The following is a 16,821-nucleotide window of genomic DNA, read 5'->3' on the forward strand; positions in this document are numbered from 1 at the left end:
GGTAGTCGGCCACGTCCGGTGTATGAAGCCCAGCACGGGATATGCCAACCTGATGAGGTGTCCTCAGCCGTCTCTTCCCCGCCCGTCTGTGTCCTCGGCCTCGGCCTGATCGGTGGTTCGCTGCTCCGCGCCGCCGTGGCGACCGGTCGGCAAGCGTGGGGTTACAACAGGTCGTCGCAGGCCGTGGAGGCCGCCGTCGCCGACGGCTTCGACGCGTCCACCGACCTCACCGCCACGCTCCGTCGCGCAACCGACAGCGGCGCCCTCGTGGTGATCGCGGTGCCGATGCCGGCGGTGAGCAGCATCCTGGAGGCGGTGGCCGAGCACGCACCCGATGTCGCCCTCACCGACGTGGTGAGCGTCAAAGCCGAAATGGCCGCTGCCGTCGCCGCCCACGGGTTGTCGCGGCATTTCGTGGGTGGACACCCCATGGCAGGTACGGCCGAGTCCGGATGGACCGCAGGAACCGCCGATCTGTTCCGCGACGCGGTGTGGGTGGTGACCGTCGACGACGGCACCGATCCCGAGGTGTGGCGGCAGGTCGCCGACCTCGCGCTCGACTGCGGCTCCGTCGTCGTGCCCGCCGAGTCCGAGGAGCACGACGCGGCGGTCGCGCGGGTGTCCCATCTCCCCCACCTCCTCGCCGAGGCGCTCGCCCTGTCGGGCGCCGGCGGTGGTGATCTCGCGCTCGGTCTCGCCGCCGGTTCGTTCCGGGACGGCACGCGGGTCGCGGCGACGGCCCCGACCCTTGTGGACGCGATGTGCGAGGGCAATGCCGAGGCCCTGCTCGTCGCGCTCGACGAGACCCTCGACGTACTGACCACGGCCCGGGAGCAGCTCGCCGACCGAAGCACCTCCGAACTCACCCGCGCCGGTCATGAGGCCCGCACCCGCTACGAACAGCGTCGCCGCGATCCCATCGTCGGCATGCAGCCCGGTGACGAGGGTTGGATCGCAGCGTTCCGCGAGGCCGGACGTCGCGGTGGAGTGTGGACGCGATGAACCTCCGCGACACGGCATCGGCCCTGACCACCGGCAAGACGACCGCCACGGAACACGTCCGATCGGTCCTCGCCCAACTCGACGCTCTCACCGGCACCCCCTGGGAGAACGTCGTTGCCGCCCGCAACGACGAGGCGGCGCTCGAAGCCGCAGCCCTTGCCGACGAGCAGATCGCCGCAGGGAACTGGATCGGCCCCCTGCACGGCGTCGCAGTTGCGGTGAAGGACAACATCGACGTCGCCGGGTTCCCCACCCGCTGTGGCAGCGCGGTCCTCGCCGACGCACCCCCGGCCCGGCGCGACGCCCGCATCATCGAGAAACTCCGTGAGGCCGGGGCGATCGTGGTGGCGAAGACCCACCTCCACGAATTCGCCTACGGGCCCACCGGACTGATCAATGCGTCCGGGGCGGCCACGCATCCGCACAACCCGGATCTGATCAGTGGCGGCTCCTCGTCGGGATCCGCAGTTCTGGTCGCGAGGGGCATCGTGCCCGTCGCGCTGGGAACCGACACGGGCTGCAGCGTGCGCACCCCGGCCGCGCTGTGCGGGATCGTGGGCTTCAAGCCAGGTTTCGGGGTCCTGCCCGAGCAGGGCGTGTTCCCGCTGTCGACCACCTTCGATCACGTCGGTCTGCTCGCCGCCGACGCCCTGGACGCTTCGCTCGCGTGGGGCGCCCTTCCCGGCATCGCGCACCTGCGCACCCCGGTCTCCGAACTGCGCATCGGACGGCTCCGTGGTGGCATCTGGGATCTGTCGCCCGTCTTCGACGAAGCGGTCGAGACGGCGTGTCGCACCCTCACCGACCTGGGCGCCCGCGTCGTCGACGTGGACCTGCCCGAGACCGACGAGATGCTCGGGCTGTATCCCGTGGTCACCGGTTCGGAAGCGTACGAGACGCATCGTGCGTGGTTCGAAGCCGATCCCGACCGCTACCAGCCCCCGACGGCCGCTCTGCTCGCCGCACAACGCGCCCGGCCCGCGTACGAATACATCCACGCGGCCCGGGCGGTGGCGCGACTGCGTCACGACGTCGTGCATCGCCTCCGCACCGCGGACAAGCTCGACGCGCTGATCACCGTCACCACCGGCGTGCGCTCGGCGCCGCTGACGAGCGATCCCGTCGAGCTGCGCGCGCCGCTGCTGCAGATGTGCATCCCGTTCAGCGTCCTCGGTGTTCCGGCCATGTCGGTGCCCGCCCCGGGCGGTGCTTCGACGCCGGTCGGACTCCAGATCGTCGGGCTCACCGGGGGTACCCGCGGGCACGGGAGCCATCCCGCCGAATCGGCCGCGTTCGCAGTGGCCATGGCGGTGGAGGCGTCGGGGCAGACTTAGATCCGAGAGGCGAGACCTCGGTATTCGAGGACGAAACCGTCCTCATCGACGGTCACCGACGACGACGATCGCGGCGACAGCACGTGAATCCCGTCGGACGCACTGCTGTAGACGACCGTGGCCTCCCCGATGCTGAGATCGATGAGGTTGACATAGACGACGGGCACCTCCACGTCGTCGGCCCCGGTCTGCAGGTCGTGCCGGCGGATGGGCAGGGCATTGAAGAACGGGCTGAACACCACGTCGACATCGAGTGCCCCACCGAAGGTGGACCGTTGATGGTTGCTGCCGTTGTCGGACATCCAGATGCCCTCTTCGGACCTCGTGAGCGACATGTGGCGCTCACCTGCGGCGAGCGTCGTGCGCACCGACAATCTGCGGGTGACACCGTTCTCGTCCGTCACCAAGTCGTACGACGCACTAAATGCCGGATGGTCGGTGCACTCCGCAGCCACGATGCGGCCGGATGCCTTGATGCGGCGGCCGGAGAGCTGTACTCGTACCGACTCCATCCGAGGTACATCGACCGCACGCCACGTGAGTAGCGCGGGCCAGGGAGACGCGGAACCAGTGGCGTCAGAGGCTGGGGTGCTCACGGTCTATACGGTATGCGACGAAGCGCACACGGTGGGCGGCGGTGTCGTGATTCGTCGGCCCCGACCGCGGCAGGGTTCCTGTTCCGCTACGCCGTGTCCGGCAACGCCTCGTGCCGGGATGCCTGCCGCAGATGATGTGAGAACACCGACAACGCCGCAGCGCCGACGGCGACGTTGAGCAGCGCTCCGAACTCCTGCACTGCAAATTCCAGGACGTCGACGAAGAAGACGGTGATCAACGCGGCCGTGCGGAGTGCACGAACGGCCCATCTCTGCCGGCGCCACAAAGCCACCGAACCCACCATGCACAGCAGGACGGTGACGCCGGAGCCGACGAGCTGGATCACGGTCATCACGTCGTTCGTCCGCTCGGCAAGATCCTCCTGCAGCGTGGCGACCGCGTTGACGAGAATTCCGACGGAGAACAGCGTGAGCAGAGCCGCCGCCACCCGCACGCTCCGGTCGCCCCGCAGTCGATCCGGTAGCCGCATCGACACCCATGAGAAGCGCGACGGCACCTCCCGGCACCGAGCGAGAAGTAGGTCGATCTGCTCGACGACCTCGAGGTCGACGCCGCCCTCCCGCGCGCGTTCCAGCTGCATTCGCGCCCGGTCGCGATCGGTCGGTGTCAGACCGTGGGTGAGCCCGTCCGTCGCAGTGAGCGCTGCGTTGGCGAGATACTCGTCGGCCGACGGGCCACGACGGAGATGCACCGCTCGATTGGCCACGAGCAACAACACGACGACCACGTACATGATCGCCACAGACGGGCGGTAGAAGTAGTCGTTGGTCTTCGTGACGAACTTGCCGACCTCGTCCAGGAACAAGCCGAAGCCGATACCGCCGAGCACCACCGCGATGCGATCGGGTGCCCGGCCGACGAAGGTCATCGAGACCATCAACGCGGCGATCATGAGCAGCCCACCCCACAGCACATGAGCGATGTGCAGGACCGACCCGCCGACCTGCGGATAGCCCGTCAGGTGCAGGTACAGACGCGTGACGAGGATGGTCGCCACCGCGATGATCAAGAGTGCTTCGACCTGCGCGGACGATGCGGTGTCCCGCAACAGCCGAGAACGGGAACGGGCCAGCACCGCGGTCATGGCTCGCGAGCATATCCCGGCCGGGTTCTCCTCGGGCTTCTCCGCCGGATTCGGCGGCGCGGCGCCTGCGCGGAGCGGCTCCCCGATCTGCTGTGTGGCCTAGAGTCGCTCTATGCGCACAGTGTGGACAGTTCCTCCGAACATTGCCCAAACTCTGCTGGAATCTCCCGAGATCCAGATGTTCCTGACCAGCAACGAGTTGCCGGACACAGCGGACGATCCACGCCAGAGACTCGCGGAGTTCACCCATGCGCTCGGCGCACTGAGTCGTCACATCGGACGCACCTTCGGTTCCGTGGATGTAGCAAACCGCGAACTGTTCGGCGGGTCCGCCGGCAAGGTACCGGTAGCGCTGCGCCTGACCGTTCTGCGGGCCCTCGTGAACCACGTCGACGACCGCGCCCCCAGCCCGAAACTGCTTCCGAAGAACATCTGCGACCAGCTCGGTGCCTACGTCTACGCCCTGCTCGACCCTCGCGACCGGAGCATCTTCTACATCGGTGCCGGACGCGGAAACCGGATCTTCACTCTGGTGTGGACCGCACTCGGGGAGACCTCGAAGCTCACCGAGTCCGGCGAGAAGGCACCACTGTCCACACCGGAGACCGAGGCGGCTCTGCGGCGCATCCGAACCGTCTACGAGTCCGGCTACGCGGTGGAGCATTTCGTCGTCGCCGACGCCCTGAATCCGAAGACCGACGGTGACCACACCGCCGCGGTAACGGCCGAAGCGGTCATCGCGGCACTCGGACTGATCGAACCGCACCGCGGCGAATGGGTACTGACCAACCTGGCGGGCTCCACCGAGGAATCCGAGGCCGACCGCACGGCGATCCCGATCGCCGAACTCGTGCGTCAGTACTCGGCCTCGCCCGCTCCCGAACTGCCTACGCCGTGCGTGGTACTCCGGGTCAACGAAGCGAAGAAGGCCTCTCCCGCAGCGGTGCGCGAACTCGCGTCAAAGCCGTGGCCGGCGGGTTCGGCGGCTCGCGGAATCGACGGACTACCGATCATCGTCGTCGCCGACAATGTCGTCCGGGCGGTCTACCGCGCCACGGGCTGGGAGGCGGCCGCTCGCACGGAGGAGAACGGCGGCACGATCCTCTACCGCTTCGTCGGGGAAGCCGACGAAGAGCTCGAGGGCAAGTTCGTCAACACTCGCGTCACACCCGACCGGCTCGGTCTCAAGCGCTGGCCGTCGCACGGCTGGGCGCCGCGTCTGACGCGTGCTCTGCCCAGGCCGGTCGCGCGTCCGAAGGCATCACGCTCCTGATGTAGAGCTGCTTCCCGGTTCGTTCCGAGCCGGGAAGCAGCGGCTTCGGTTCTCGAAAACCGTTGAGCCGGCACATCTTCCGGATACAGAAACACGAAAGGGGACCCACTGCTGTGGGTCCCCTTTCGGAACGGGTGTTCGGCGGTGTCCTACTCTCCCACACCCTGTCGAGTGCAGTACCATCGGCGCAGACAGGCTTAGCTTCCGGGTTCGGAATGGGACCGGGCGTTTCCCTGTCGCTATGGCCGCCGTAACTCTATGAAACAGTAACCACGCACCGAACCGGGTTCACCCCGCGGGGTGTTTCCGGTTCTGATGTGTGTGTTGTTTCAGATACCGCACAGTGGACGCGTAACATCTTCGTGGTAAGTCCTCGGCCTATTAGTACCGGTCACCTCCACCCATTGCTGGGCTTCCAGTTCCGGCCTATCAACCCGGTGGTCTGCCGGGGGCCTTACCCCCTCGAGGGGGTGAGAAACCTCATCTTGGAACAGGCTTCCCGCTTAGATGCTTTCAGCGGTTATCCCTTCCGAACGTAGCCAACCAGCCATGCCCCTGGCGGGACAACTGGCACACCAGAGGTTCGTCCGTCCCGGTCCTCTCGTACTAGGGACAGCCTTCCTCAAGTTTCTAACGCGCGCGGCGGATAGAGACCGAACTGTCTCACGACGTTCTAAACCCAGCTCGCGTGCCGCTTTAATGGGCGAACAGCCCAACCCTTGGGACCTACTCCAGCCCCAGGATGCGACGAGCCGACATCGAGGTGCCAAACCATCCCGTCGATATGGACTCTTGGGGAAGATCAGCCTGTTATCCCCGGGGTACCTTTTATCCGTTGAGCGACACCGCTTCCACATGCCGGTGCCGGATCACTAGTCCCGACTTTCGTCCCTGCTCGACCTGTCAGTCTCACAGTCAAGCTCCCTTGTGCACTTGCACTCGACACCTGATTGCCAACCAGGCTGAGGGAACCTTTGGGCGCCTCCGTTACATTTTGGGAGGCAACCGCCCCAGTTAAACTACCCACCAGGCACTGTCCCTGAACCAGATCATGGTCCGAGGTTAGAGGTCCAATACGATCAGAGTGGTATTTCAACAACGACTCCACCCATACTGGCGTATGAGCTTCACAGTCTCCCACCTATCCTACACAAACCGAACCGAACACCAATACCAAGCTATAGTGAAGGTCCCGGGGTCTTTTCGTCCTGCCGCGCGTAACGAGCATCTTTACTCGTAATGCAATTTCGCCGAGTCTGTGGTCGAGACAGCAGAGAAGTCGTTACGCCATTCGTGCAGGTCGGAACTTACCCGACAAGGAATTTCGCTACCTTAGGATGGTTATAGTTACCACCGCCGTTTACTGGGGCTTAAATTCTCAGCTTCGCCACCGAAATGGCTGACCGGTCCTCTTAACCTTCCAGCACCGGGCAGGCGTCAGTCCGTATACATCGTCTTACGACTTCGCACGGACCTGTGTTTTTAGTAAACAGTCGCTTCTCTCTGGTCTCTGCGACCACCCCCAGCTCACGGAGCAAGTCCGGTCACCGAGCGTGGTCCCCCTTCTCCCGAAGTTACGGGGGCATTTTGCCGAGTTCCTTAACCACAGTTCTCTCGATCGCCTCGGTATTCTCTACCTGACCACCTGTGTCGGTTTGGGGTACGGGCCGTGTACCAACTCACTAGAGGCTTTTCTCGGCAGCATAGGATCACTGAATTCCCCTCAACGGGTACGCATCACCTCTCAGGCTGTGTGAATGGCGGATTTGCCTACCATTCGCCCTACCGGCTTACACCAGGTATTCCATCACCTGGCCCAGCTACCTTCCTGCGTCACCCCATCGCTTGACTACTACAATCGGGGTCCCGTGCAGCCATCCCCCGAGCCCCCGAAGGGACACAGGAGACTTTTGGACGGTTAGCACAACTGATTCGCCATTGGGCGCGGATACACGGGTACGGGAATATCAACCCGTTGTCCATCGACTACGCCTGTCGGCCTCGCCTTAGGTCCCGACTCACCCTGGGCGGATTAACCTGGCCCAGGAACCCTTGGTCATCCGGCGGACGAGTTTCTCACTCGTCTTTCGCTACTCATGCCTGCATTCTCACTCGCATGGCCTCCACACCTGGATCACTCCGGCGCTTCCACGGCCACACGACGCTCCCCTACCCATCCACACCACTGCACAAGTTTCCGCAGAAACAAGTGGGTGTTGTGTGAATGCCGCGGCTTCGGCGGTGTACTTGAGCCCCGCTACATTGTCGGCGCAGAACCACTTGACCAGTGAGCTATTACGCACTCTTTCAAGGGTGGCTGCTTCTAAGCCAACCTCCTGGTTGTCTCAGCGATCCCACATCCTTTTCCACTTAGTACACGCTTAGGGGCCTTAGCCGGCGATCTGGGCTGTTTCCCTCTCGACTACGAAGCTTATCCCCCGCAGTCTCACTGCCGCGCTCTCACTCACCGGCATTCGGAGTTTGGCTGATTTCGGTAAGCTTGTGGGCCCCCTAGACCATCCAGTAGCTCTACCTCCGGTGAGAAACACGCGACGCTGCACCTAAATGCATTTCGGGGAGAACCAGCTATCACGGAGTTTGATTGGCCTTTCACCCCTACCCACAACTCATCCCCTCAGTTTTCAACCTAAGTGGGTTCGGGCCTCCACGACGTCTTACCGTCGCTTCACCCTGGCCATGGGTAGATCACTCCGCTTCGGGTCTAGAACATGCCACTACAGGTCGCCCTATTCGGACTCGCTTTCGCTACGGCTACCCCACACGGGTTAACCTCGCGACATGCCGCTAACTCGCAGGCTCATTCTTCAAAAGGCACGCCATCACCCACCACGAACTGAATCGTGCATCGGCTCTGACGGATTGTAAGCGCACGGTTTCAGGTACTATTTCACTCCCCTCCCGGGGTACTTTTCATCTTTCCCTCACGGTACTTGTCCGCTATCGGTCACCAGGGAGTATTCAGGCTTATCGGGTGGTCCCGACAGATTCACACCGGATTTCACGGGCCCGGTGCTACTCGGGTATTCGTATCGACAGTCGCCGTGTTTTCGTCTACGGGATTCTCACCCTCTACGACGGGCCGTTCCAGACCACTTCGACTAACACGACGATTTCTCACTGTCGGCCGGCATGGCAGCGCCGACACAACGAACCCCACAACCCCGAATACACAACCCCTGCCAGGTATCACATGTACTCGGTTTAGCCTCATCCGCTTTCGCTCGCCACTACTCACGGAATCACATGTTGTTTTCTCTTCCTGTGGGTACTGAGATGTTTCACTTCCCCACGTTCCCTCCACACACCCTATATATTCAGATGCGGGTAACACGACATCACTCGTGCTGGGTTTCCCCATTCGGAAATCCTCGGATCACAGCTCGGTTGACAGCTCCCCGAGGCATATCGCAGCCTCCCACGTCCTTCATCGGCTCCTGGTGCCAAGACATCCACCGTACGCTCATAAACACTTACAACAAAGATGCTCGCGTCCACTGTGCAGTTCTCAAACAACACACAACAACCCCTACCAACGCCGGCCCTCGGGCCAACCGCCTTCGTAAGTCATCGTCGCTGAAAAAACACATCGCGTGTTCCCTCAGGACCCAACAGTGCACCGATATAACTTTCCTCCCACCGGCACTCGGGCCGGCAGTAGTGAAGAAAATGCTTGTCAGCGTTCCACCCATGAGCTTCTGCCGTTCCACCTGTGGGAACGAAACAGTCTCTGCCCGTGAGGAATTCACCTGTGTGAACCCTCACCGGGAGAAGTGCTCCTTAGAAAGGAGGTGATCCAGCCGCACCTTCCGGTACGGCTACCTTGTTACGACTTCGTCCCAATCGCCGATCCCACCTTCGACGGCTCCCTCCCACGAGGGGTTAGGCCACCGGCTTCGGGTGTTACCGACTTTCATGACGTGACGGGCGGTGTGTACAAGGCCCGGGAACGTATTCACCGCAGCGTTGCTGATCTGCGATTACTAGCGACTCCGACTTCACGGGGTCGAGTTGCAGACCCCGATCCGAACTGAGACCGGCTTTAAGGGATTCGCTCCACCTCACGGTATCGCAGCCCTCTGTACCGACCATTGTAGCATGTGTGAAGCCCTGGACATAAGGGGCATGATGACTTGACGTCGTCCCCACCTTCCTCCGAGTTGACCCCGGCAGTCTCCTGCGAGTCCCCACCATCACGTGCTGGCAACACAGGACAAGGGTTGCGCTCGTTGCGGGACTTAACCCAACATCTCACGACACGAGCTGACGACAGCCATGCACCACCTGTCTACCGGCCACAAGGGAAACCACATCTCTGCGGTCGTCCGGTACATGTCAAACCCAGGTAAGGTTCTTCGCGTTGCATCGAATTAATCCACATGCTCCGCCGCTTGTGCGGGCCCCCGTCAATTCCTTTGAGTTTTAGCCTTGCGGCCGTACTCCCCAGGCGGGGCGCTTAATGCGTTGGCTACGGCACGGATCCCGTGGAAGGAAACCCACACCTAGCGCCCACCGTTTACGGCGTGGACTACCAGGGTATCTAATCCTGTTCGCTACCCACGCTTTCGCTCCTCAGCGTCAGTTACTGCCCAGAGACCCGCCTTCGCCACCGGTGTTCCTCCTGATATCTGCGCATTTCACCGCTACACCAGGAATTCCAGTCTCCCCTGCAGTACTCGAGTCTGCCCGTATCGCCTGCAAGCCCGCAGTTGAGCTGCGGGTTTTCACAGACGACGCGACAAACCGCCTACGAGCTCTTTACGCCCAGTAATTCCGGACAACGCTCGCACCCTACGTATTACCGCGGCTGCTGGCACGTAGTTGGCCGGTGCTTCTTCTGCAGGTACCGTCACTTGCGCTTCGTCCCTGCTGAAAGAGGTTTACAACCCGAAGGCCGTCATCCCTCACGCGGCGTCGCTGCATCAGGCTTGCGCCCATTGTGCAATATTCCCCACTGCTGCCTCCCGTAGGAGTCTGGGCCGTGTCTCAGTCCCAGTGTGGCCGGTCGCCCTCTCAGGCCGGCTACCCGTCGTCGCCTTGGTAGGCCATTACCCCACCAACAAGCTGATAGGCCGCGGGCTCATCCTGCACCGAAAAACTTTCCACCCCTCACCATGCAGCAAGAGGTCATATCCGGTATTAGACCCAGTTTCCCAGGCTTATCCCGAAGTGCAGGGCAGATCACCCACGTGTTACTCACCCGTTCGCCACTAATCCACCCAGCAAGCTGGGCTTCATCGTTCGACTTGCATGTGTTAAGCACGCCGCCAGCGTTCGTCCTGAGCCAGGATCAAACTCTCCGTTGAAGACTCACAATCACCCCCGAAAGGGCAATCAGTCAAAGACATCGAGTCAAATCACTAGCAAAAAAACTCAAACTAGCAAAACACTGAACCACCGCAGACGGAAGAATGCGATGTCCAGCAACAACCACCGAACAAAATTCGATGGCCGCACCAAAAATTATTTGGCACTGACATTCATCGGCACACTGTTGAGTTCTCAAAGAACACGCACACATCATCACGTTCCGGACTGTTGTCCGAACCGCTCTGAGGCAACTGTTCCAGCCTACTTCCTTCTGCTCACGGACGCAAGTCCGTGTTGCTTTCGGAACCAGGGGCGACTCGAAACCTTACCAGAAGGTTCGGAGCCATCACATTCGCAGGCGCCTTCGTCCAACCTCGTTGTCCCGTTCCTTTCGGCCCGGGTCGGTGTCCGTGTCGCTCTGACCTGGAATAAGTTACGCGAACATCTCCGAGAAAACCAAATCGCCTGATCAACGCATGTTTTGGCCTCTCCGATCCCCTTATGAGAGGTACAGGACGACCCGTCCACCGTGGTGCCCGTCGCGTCCGCTCACGGATCGTCCTACTTCTCGAGTAACGTTCACGGTTGAGTTGAGCGAGGAAGGGTGCCGTGACGTCGACGGGGAACATGGTGGGGTTGTTCGCCGGTATCGGCGGGCTGGAGCTCGGACTCGGGCGACACGGTTGGAACACCGAACTCCTCTGCGAGATCGAGCCGGGGGCTCAGGCAGTACTACGCACGCGTTTCCCCGACGTTCCCCTTCATCCGGACGTCACGCGTCTCCGCTCTCTCCCCCGCGATACAGAACTCGTCGCCGCAGGCTTCCCGTGCCAGGACCTCTCCCAGGCGGGTCGCACGGCCGGCATCACGGGATCGAAGTCCGGACTCGTCGACGAGGTGTTCCGTCTCGTCAAACGTAAGAACGGCCCGCGCTGGCTCGTCGTGGAGAACGTTCCCTTCATGCTGCAGCTCGGTCGTGGTGCAGCGATGCGCCACATCACCGACGCGTTCGAGGAACTCGGCTACATGTGGGCCTATCGCGTGGTCGACGCCCGCGCATTCGGCCTTCCCCAGCGCCGGCACCGCGTCCTGATGGTCGCCTCGCGCACAGACGACCCCCGCACCGTGTTGTTCGGCGAGGATGCCGGGATGCCCATTGAGGGCAATCCCGATCTGTTCCCGTGTGGTTTCTACTGGACGGAGGGTGTGCGCGGACTCGGATGGGCGGTCAACGCCGTGCCCACACTGAAGGGCGGCTCGACCCTCGGAATCGCCAGTCCACCGGCCGTGCGACTGCCGTCCGGCGAGATCGTCACCCCCGGCCTGACCGACGCGGAACGACTCCAGGGATTCGACGCCGACTGGACCGCGCCCGCCGTCGAGGCTCCCGGCGTCCGATCCGGACACCGGTGGCGTCTGGTCGGCAATGCGGTCAGCGTCCGGATGGCGTCGTGGGTGGGCCACCGACTGAACAACCCGATCGAGTACAGCTCCGATCACGAGACACCGCTGCGTCCGGGTGACACCTGGCCGACCGCCGCGTGGGGTACGCGTGGGCAGGCGTTCCGCGTGCACGAGTCGCAATGGCCCGTCCAGGCATCCTACGAGGACCTCGGAGACTTCCTCCTCGACGCTCGTCTGCTCTCGGCGCGGGCGACGGCGGGTTTCCTCCGGCGCGCACGGTCCGGCAACCTTCGTTTCCTGCCGGGATTCCTCGAGGACGTCGAGAACCACCTCGAACGCATGGGTGGATTCCCGCGAGTGGCGGCCTGAGCCACGGTGACGGAGTCGCGGTGATGTCGTCGGATCGGCCCGGGACGGATCCGCGTACGAGTGCGCGGATGAGCCGGCAGCGTCGACGCGACACCGTTCCCGAAGTTGCGTTGCGCAGAGAACTGCATCGCCGTGGTCGGCGGTTCTTCGTCGACCGTGCTCCGCTGCCCGGACTGCGACGACGCGCCGACCTGGTCTTTCCTCGTCGCCGGGTCGCGGTCTATGTGGACGGCTGCTTCTGGCACAGTTGCCCGCAGCACGCGACCTACCCGAAGAACAACGCCGAATGGTGGGCGGCCAAGCTGGCGGCCAACGTACAGCGCGACCGGGACACCGACATGCGACTGCAGACCGCGGGGTGGACGGTGGTGCGGGTATGGGAGCACGAGGACCCCGTCGCCGCCGCGACTCGCGTGGAGACTGCTCTGTCGTCGCCCCCGGACACGGACAGAGGCCCGGCGCAGGGATGACCTCCCCGCACCGGCCCCGAGACCTACCCGATCAGCCCTTCGTGAGCTGCGCGTACCGCGCGACGTGCTGCTCGGCGGTACCGAACTCGTACTCGATCGCGGTCAGCCGCTTGAAGTAGTGCCCGACGGCGAGTTCTTCCGTCATGCCCATACCGCCGTGGAGCTGGACGGCGTTCTGGCCGACGAAGCGTGCCGCGCGGCTGATCGTCGCCTTCGCGGCCGAGGATGCCCGCGCCCGCGTGGCATCGTCGCTGTCGAGATGGAGAACGGCCAGATAGGCGGCGGCGACCGCCTGCTCGACCTCCATGTACATGTCGACCATGCGGTGCTGGAGCGCCTGGAAGCTGCCGATGGACTGACCGAACTGCTGACGTTGCTTCGCGTACTCGACCGTGTCGGCGAGCACCTTGCGCATGAGACCCACCGCTTCGGCCGAGACGGCGGCGATCGCCTCGTCGATGCCGCGGGAGATGGACGGCCATGCGCCGCCCTCCTCGCCGAGCAACGAGCCGGCGGGCAGTCGCAGACCCGAGAAGACCAGGTCGGCAGCGCGTCGATCGTCGATCGTGCGGTAGGAGTGGATCTCCACACCGGCCGGCGGGTCTGCGGGATCGAAGTCGACGAGGAACAGCGAGATCCCGTCGGTGTCGGTGCGCTCGCCCGACGTGCGGGCGGTCACGAGCAGGTGCGTCGCCAGCGGAGCGCTGGTGACGACGGTCTTCTCCCCGTCGAGGACCCACTCGTCGCCTTCGCGACGCGCAGTGGTGGACACGTCGTGGAAGACGTACCCGGAGGTGGGCTCCGTCGCGGCGAAGGCCGTGACGGCCTCTCCGGCAGCGATCGCCTCGAGGACGGACCGGGCTCGATCGACCCCCGCGCGACCGAGCAGTCCGCCCCCGAGGACGACCGTGTCGACGTACGGCTCGACGACGAGTGCATGTCCGAGTGCTTCGGACACCACCATCAGTTCGACCGGTCCGCCGCCCATTCCCCCCACATCTTCCGGAAGCGTCGCCCCGAGGATTCCGAGATCCTCGGCAAATGCTCGCCACACCTCCGGTTGCCAACCTTCACCGGTGGTCGCGACCTTCCGGCTTTGCGCCAGGTCGTAGCGACCGGCGAGGAACTTGGTGACCGAATCACGAAGGAGCTCCTGCTCCTTGCTCAAACCGAAGTCCATCAGAGCCCCAATGCTGCTTTTGCGAGAATGTTTCGCTGGATCTCGTTGCTGCCGGCGTAGATCGACCCGGCACGGTCGTTGAAGTAACGCAGCGGCGCGACGGCCTGCCATTCCTCACCGCTGACATACTCGTCGGCGGGCGGAACGTAGTCGGCCACCGGGCCACCGGGCGCGGTGATGTGCGGCTGGTAGACCCGGCCGCGCGGACCTGCCGCTTCGAGCGTCAGCTGGGTGATCGTCTGGCTGAGTTCGGTGCCGAGAATCTTCAGCATCGACGAGGCGGGACCGGGATCCTTGCCCGCGGAGAGTGCTGCGAGAGTGCGGTATTCGAGGATCTCGAGCACTTCCGTGCGGATCCGTGCCTCGGCGAGCTTGGCGGAGAACGCCGGGTCGTCGATGAGTGTGCCGCCGGCCGGGCCGGGCTGTTCGGCCGCCGCTGCGGCGACCCGCTCGGCCATCACCTGCAGCGCGGGGGCTGCTGCGGCGCCCCCACGCTCGAAGATGAGCAGGTACTTCGCGACGGTCCAGCCGTCGTCGATCTTTCCGAGCACGTTCTTCTTCGGGACGCGCACCCCGTCGAAGAAGACCTGGTTCTGCACTTCCTCACCGGAAGTCATGACCAGAGGCCGGATTTCGATACCCGGCGTGGTCATGTCGATGAGCAGGAAGGTGATGCCCTGCTGCTTGCGCCCGGTCTTCGACGTGCGCACGAGCGCGAACATCCAGTTCGCCTCGGTGGCGTGCGTGGTCCAGATCTTGCTGCCGGTGACGATCAGGTCGTCGCCGTCGTCGACCGCCGCCATGCTGAGCGAGGCGAGGTCGGATCCGGCCTCGGGCTCGGAGTAGCCCTGGCAGAAGAAGACCTCGCCGGTGAGGATCCGGGGCAGGAAGAAGTTCTTCTGCTCCTCGGTGCCGTACGCGACGATCGCGTGGGCCACCATCCGGATACCCATGGGCGACAGCGACGGCGCGCCGGCGAGGATCGACTCGCGACTGAAGATGTAGTGCTGCGTCTGCGTCCAGTCGCATCCGCCGTATTCGACCGGCCAGGCCGGCGCCGCCCAACCACGCTCATGGAGGATGCGCTGCCACTCCATGCTCGCCTCGTGGTCGGAGTACACGCTCGTTGCGAGGCGTCCGGCCCGCCGCAGTTCGGGCGTCAGCTTCTCGTCGAGAAACGATCGCACCTCGTCTCTGAAGGCGGCGTCGGCCTCTGACCACGCTAGTTCCATGTCTTCTCCCCGCAGAGCGCGACCGCCACTGCCGGGCCGTCGTGCGAATTGTCGTTAACTTTTCGAGAGTGCTTCGAAATCTACTTCCGGCCGAGCGGACTCGTCAATAGACGAATTTCACCTGCAGTAACGGCACGATCCGAGTCCGACGACGAGAACATGGGTGTGCGCGCGGCCCGCAGGCGACACCTGCCGGATGAGAAGACGGAACGTTCACTCGACACGCAGAAACCACGTGGAGCGCCCACGAGATGCGGTGACTGCGGTCACATATTCTGATAGAACGTTGTTCTTGAGAATGTAAATGTCACTCTTTCAGCGTCGGCAGTCGGTGGATATCGAAGTTCGGAGGCACGTCTGTGAAGTTCTGGAGCGGGACCGCATTCATGAAGACCGCGGAGATGCCGGCCGTCGCACGCATGCTCGACGAGGCGGGCTTCCACGGCATGCTCGTCTCGGACCACCTGATCTACCCGAAGGAACTGAAGACCGTCTACCCCGGACACGAGAGCGGCAAGCCGTTCTGGTCGCCGGAGACCGAGTGGCCCGACGCCTGGGTACTCATCGGCGCGATGGCCGCCGTGACGGAGAAACTGCACTTCGGCAACAACGTCTACATCGCGCCGTCCCGACCGATTCTCGAGGTCGCCAAGCAGGTGGGCACCGCCGCCGCGATCGCGGGTGGACGCGTCTCCATCGGCCTGTCCGCGGGCTGGATGCGCGAGGAGTTCGACCTGCTCGGCCAGGACTTCGACAACCGCGGGCCCCGGTTGAACGAGATGATCCGGGCTCTCCGCGAACTGTGGAAGGGCGGATGGGTCTCGTTCCGGGGCGAGTACTACGACATCCCCGAGATGACCATCGAACCCCACCCCCCGAGCCCGGTTCCGATCCTGTGCGGTGGCGAATCCGCGCCGGCCCTCCGACGCGCCGCGCGCTACTGCGACGGCTGGGTCGGCACCGCCTACACCCTCGACGTGGCAGAGCAATGGATCGAGCGCATCAACGGTTATCGCCGCGAGTACGGACGAGAGAACGAGCCGTTCGACATCATCGTCGGCCTGCGCGACGAACCGTCCGTGGAGTTGTACCGCCGGGCGGAGAAGATCGGCATCACCGGCGTCATGGTGTCCCCCTGGGCCAACTGGGAGGCCACCCATTCGGGAGATCACGATCACCTTCTCGGCACCGCCGGTCAGTACCGCGCGCCCATCGAGGACTTCGCAGAGAGGATCATCACGAAGCTCGTGTGAAAGAACCGAATACGAGAAAACCCTCACCGGCAGGACCGGTGAGGGTTTTCGTGTGTGCGCCCGAAGGGATTCGAACCCCTAACCTTCTGATCCGTAGTCAGATGCTCTATCCGTTGAGCTACGGGCGCATGTGTATTCAATTGTCGTCGGTGACGCTACACCAACTGGCGGAGGCGAGAGGATTTGAACCTCCGGTCCCCGGTAAGGGGGACAACTCATTAGCAGTGAGTCCCATTCGGCCGCTCTGGCACGCCTCCTCGGGGATTCGATGCTC

Annotated in this window: 10 protein-coding genes, 2 tRNA genes and 3 rRNA genes; 6 read left to right on the forward strand and 9 right to left on the reverse strand. The window is 63.6% G+C overall.

Annotated elements, in window-relative coordinates:
* Nucleotides 1-39: 39 nt before the first annotated feature.
* Complete coding sequence (locus GON09_RS16425; protein ID WP_374195395.1) at nt 40-1,002, forward strand: prephenate dehydrogenase; 963 nt, start codon at nt 40-42, stop codon at nt 1,000-1,002.
* Nucleotides 990-2,336 carry an amidase gene (locus GON09_RS16430; protein WP_213932713.1) on the forward strand — a complete coding sequence of 449 codons (1,347 nt, stop codon included), beginning with the start codon at nt 990-992 and terminating at the stop codon, nt 2,334-2,336. Before GON09_RS16425 ends, GON09_RS16430 begins: the two co-directional genes overlap by 13 nt.
* On the opposite strand, the gene GON09_RS16435 is transcribed toward GON09_RS16430, so the two are convergent.
* Both GON09_RS16435 and GON09_RS16440 read right to left on the reverse strand, forming a co-directional pair.
* Entirely contained in the window at nt 2,333-2,932 is a 600-nt protein-coding gene (locus GON09_RS16435) for a putative glycolipid-binding domain-containing protein (RefSeq protein ID WP_213932714.1), read from the reverse strand. The two genes, GON09_RS16430 and GON09_RS16435, sit on opposite strands and share 4 nt — an antisense overlap.
* An 86-nt stretch (nt 2,933-3,018) precedes the next feature.
* Complete coding sequence (locus tag GON09_RS16440) at nt 3,019-4,038, reverse strand: hypothetical protein (protein WP_213932715.1); 1,020 nt, start codon at nt 4,036-4,038, stop codon at nt 3,019-3,021.
* A 112-nt stretch (nt 4,039-4,150) separates the two neighbouring features.
* On the opposite strand from GON09_RS16440, the gene GON09_RS16445 reads away from it, so the two are divergent.
* Nucleotides 4,151-5,311, forward strand: a complete 1,161-nt coding sequence (locus GON09_RS16445) for a GIY-YIG nuclease family protein (RefSeq protein WP_213932716.1) — start codon at nt 4,151-4,153, stop codon at nt 5,309-5,311.
* 136 nt (nt 5,312-5,447) lie between these two features.
* Here GON09_RS16445 and rrf read toward each other — a convergent pair.
* The 3 genes from rrf to GON09_RS16460 form a co-directional block, all read right to left on the reverse strand.
* Nucleotides 5,448-5,564: ribosomal RNA gene (rrf, locus tag GON09_RS16450) — 5S ribosomal RNA — on the reverse strand.
* A gap of 108 nt (nt 5,565-5,672) precedes the next feature.
* A 23S ribosomal RNA gene (locus tag GON09_RS16455) occupies nt 5,673-8,808 on the reverse strand.
* 305 nt (nt 8,809-9,113) lie between these two features.
* Nucleotides 9,114-10,635 (reverse strand): 16S ribosomal RNA (locus GON09_RS16460).
* The 16S, 23S and 5S rRNA genes sit together here, the layout of an rRNA operon.
* A gap of 631 nt (nt 10,636-11,266) precedes the next feature.
* On the opposite strand from GON09_RS16460, the gene GON09_RS16465 reads away from it, so the two are divergent.
* Both GON09_RS16465 and GON09_RS16470 read left to right on the forward strand, forming a co-directional pair.
* Entirely contained in the window at nt 11,267-12,412 is a 1,146-nt protein-coding gene (locus GON09_RS16465; protein ID WP_213934483.1) for a DNA cytosine methyltransferase, read from the forward strand.
* Between the two features lie 23 nt (nt 12,413-12,435).
* Nucleotides 12,436-12,882: a very short patch repair endonuclease gene (locus GON09_RS16470; RefSeq protein ID WP_213934484.1), complete on the forward strand. Its 447-nt coding sequence runs from the start codon at nt 12,436-12,438 to the stop codon at nt 12,880-12,882.
* 31 nt (nt 12,883-12,913) lie between these two features.
* Here GON09_RS16470 and GON09_RS16475 read toward each other — a convergent pair whose 3' ends face one another.
* Together GON09_RS16475 and GON09_RS16480 are read right to left on the reverse strand one after the other, a co-directional pair.
* Nucleotides 12,914-14,062: an acyl-CoA dehydrogenase family protein gene (locus GON09_RS16475; RefSeq protein WP_213932717.1), complete on the reverse strand. Its 1,149-nt coding sequence runs from the start codon at nt 14,060-14,062 to the stop codon at nt 12,914-12,916.
* On the reverse strand, nt 14,062-15,294 hold the full coding sequence (locus GON09_RS16480) for an acyl-CoA dehydrogenase family protein (protein WP_213932718.1): 1,233 nt from the start codon (nt 15,292-15,294) through the stop codon (nt 14,062-14,064). The genes GON09_RS16475 and GON09_RS16480 overlap by 1 nt, the downstream gene beginning before the upstream one ends.
* Before the next feature lie 359 nt (nt 15,295-15,653).
* On the opposite strand from GON09_RS16480, the gene GON09_RS16485 reads away from it, so the two are divergent.
* Nucleotides 15,654-16,547 carry a TIGR03619 family F420-dependent LLM class oxidoreductase gene (locus GON09_RS16485; protein WP_213932719.1) on the forward strand — a complete coding sequence of 298 codons (894 nt, stop codon included), beginning with the start codon at nt 15,654-15,656 and terminating at the stop codon, nt 16,545-16,547.
* Nucleotides 16,548-16,602: 55 nt separating this feature from the next.
* Here GON09_RS16485 and GON09_RS16490 read toward each other — a convergent pair.
* Nucleotides 16,603-16,675 (reverse strand) — tRNA-Arg (locus tag GON09_RS16490).
* 37 nt (nt 16,676-16,712) lie between these two features.
* Nucleotides 16,713-16,804 (reverse strand) — tRNA-Ser (locus tag GON09_RS16495).
* Nucleotides 16,805-16,821 lie beyond the last annotated feature (17 nt).

This window comes from Rhodococcus sp. B50, from assembly GCF_013602415.1.
GTDB lineage: Bacteria > Actinomycetota > Actinomycetes > Mycobacteriales > Mycobacteriaceae > Rhodococcus.

What these genes read in the sequence shown, in the direction of transcription:
- GON09_RS16480 (WP_213932718.1), bottom strand. Translation starts at nt 15,294, where the DNA reads ATGGAACTAGCGTGGTCAGAGGCCGACGCCGCCTTCAGAGACGAGGTG.
- GON09_RS16465 (WP_213934483.1), top strand. Translation starts at nt 11,267, where the DNA reads ATGGTGGGGTTGTTCGCCGGTATCGGCGGGCTGGAGCTCGGACTCGGG.
- GON09_RS16445 (WP_213932716.1), top strand. Translation starts at nt 4,151, where the DNA reads ATGCGCACAGTGTGGACAGTTCCTCCGAACATTGCCCAAACTCTGCTG.
- GON09_RS16470 (WP_213934484.1), top strand. Translation starts at nt 12,436, where the DNA reads ATGTCGTCGGATCGGCCCGGGACGGATCCGCGTACGAGTGCGCGGATG.
- GON09_RS16475 (WP_213932717.1), bottom strand. Translation starts at nt 14,062, where the DNA reads ATGGACTTCGGTTTGAGCAAGGAGCAGGAGCTCCTTCGTGATTCGGTC.
- GON09_RS16440 (WP_213932715.1), bottom strand. Translation starts at nt 4,038, where the DNA reads ATGACCGCGGTGCTGGCCCGTTCCCGTTCTCGGCTGTTGCGGGACACC.